The sequence below is a fragment of the Campylobacter sp. RM9333 genome (genome assembly GCF_020137705.1).
Classification (GTDB): Bacteria; Campylobacterota; Campylobacteria; order Campylobacterales; family Campylobacteraceae; genus Campylobacter_E.
Genome location: NZ_JACGAY010000042.1, coordinates 1 through 1,988, shown reverse-complemented (window position 1 = coordinate 1,988; position 1,988 = coordinate 1). Strand labels below are relative to the sequence as shown.

At 24.9% G+C, this 1,988-nt stretch carries 1 protein-coding gene and 1 pseudogene; both read left to right on the top strand.

Translation table 11 applies throughout. The annotated features are described in order from the left end of the window. Nucleotides 1-111 precede the first annotated feature (111 nt). Nucleotides 112-603 (top strand): PAS domain-containing protein, encoded by a 492-nt coding sequence (locus tag AVBRAN9333_RS09355; protein ID WP_214118998.1) that lies wholly within the window; start codon nt 112-114, stop codon nt 601-603. A gap of 587 nt (nt 604-1,190) precedes the next feature. Then, a pseudogene (locus AVBRAN9333_RS09605) lies at nt 1,191-1,775 on the top strand (methyl-accepting chemotaxis protein); the annotation flags it as partial. Nucleotides 1,776-1,988: the final 213 nt, after the last annotated feature.

Below are 1,988 nucleotides of genomic sequence, written 5' to 3'. Positions count from 1 at the left end.
GAGTAATAAAATTTATTTCACGATAATAAATTTACAAAAATATAATATCTCTATTTTACAATAATGAAGATATTATAAAATTATTTTTTTATTATAATGATTGGGGAAGAAATGGAAAAGGAACTATTGGATAATGACTTTATAGTTAGCAAAACAGATATTAAAGGCAATATTACTTATGCTAATGAATCTTTTTTAAAAATTATAGGTTCAACAGAAAATGAAGTTTTAAATAAGCCACATAATGTTGTAAGACATAAAGATATGCCTAAGGCTGTTTTTAGATACTTGTGGCAACAATTAAAAGGAAGAAAAGAAGTTTATGCTTTCGTAAAAAACAGAACATTTGATGGTGGATATTACTGGGTATTTGCCAATATTAGCATATCTTATGATTTATCTGGTAATACGATAGGATATTATTCAGTTAGAAGAAAAATAGGTAAAAAAGCTAAAGAAGTTATTATTGCTTTATATGCTAAAATGCTTGAAGTTGAGAAAGCTCAAGGAGTTGATGCTTCTTGGAAAATTATAGAAGATATTTTGAAAAAAGAAAATAAAGGTTATAACGAATTTATGATAGGTATTCAGGGGCTAAAATGAGTATATTTAATAAAAATAATGATGAAGCATTAAATAAAATTATAGAAGTTTTAGAGCAAACTTCAAATGGATATTTAGAATCAAGAGTTACTGGTATAAAGGGCGAAAAATACACAATATTAGCAAATCATTTAAATAATTTGTTAGACCAAATAGAAGTGTGGCAAAGAGAAGTTGCTAGTTCTATTGAAGTTGCTTTTTCTGGTGCAACTTATAGAAATATTAATAGTGTAGGTTTAAAAGGTAGATTTAAAAGCACTGCTGATAATTTAGTAAGTGCTATTTTAGGAATTGCAAAAAGTATAGAAACTCAACGCTTAAATGAGCTTAGTATAAGAGTTCAACAAAACAATAATGATTCAGGTATAATTGATATTTTAACAAATGGCTTAAGCACAAATCAAACTAATTTAAATAGCATTTTAAATTCTTCAAAGCAAATTGCAGATGATTCGCATACTACTCAAACTATGGTAAAAGAATTGTCAAAAAGCTCAAATGAATTACAAAATTACATAGGTTTATTTACTGATTTAATCAATGGTCTAAATGAAAAAACAAATGAAATATCAAAAATTATTGAAATGGTAAAAGACATTACAGACCAAACTCAATTATTATCATTAAATGCTGCAATTGAAGCAGCAAGAGCAGGTGAGCATGGTCGTGGATTTGCGGTAGTTGCTGATGAAGTAAGAAAATTAGCAAATAATACAGAAGAAGCTACCAATACTATTAATTTGAATATAAATTCTTTAAAAGAAAGTGTTAAAAAGTGTTTAGAATATTCAAATCAAGTTTCAGAAATTAGCAATAAAAATCAAGAAAAAACAAATCAGTTTTTTGATACTTTAAGTTCTTATGAAAAATTATCTGAAAATAACTTTAATAATGCTCAAAATAGTGGTAGATTGCAAAATAATTTATTTATACAAATACATTTATTACTTTATAAAGATGATGCGATTAGGTGTTTGCTTAATAAGAATTTAAAACAAAATAAATCATTAGAAGAAAACATTGCAAAATCAATCAAAAAAGAGCAAGAAGGTATATTTAAAGATATCTTAGCTTTATATGAAGAGCTTTATAATTGTGAAGAATTAGACGAGCAAGTAAGACTTGTGAAAAGATTTGATGATTTAATCTTTAATATGTGTAAAAATTGCTAGTTTAGATAAGGAATTTAAAATCAATTTTTAAATTCCTTAAACCTTTAAATATATTCAATTTCGTTTTTAAAATAAATTATACTAAGAGTGATTTTGTATAAATCTAAAATCATTTCATTTCTTTTGACATTCTATAAATGAATGAAAATACTTCGGCAACAACCTTTTATATATTTAAAAACCTTTTAATAGTCCTTAAAGTTATTTTAAAAA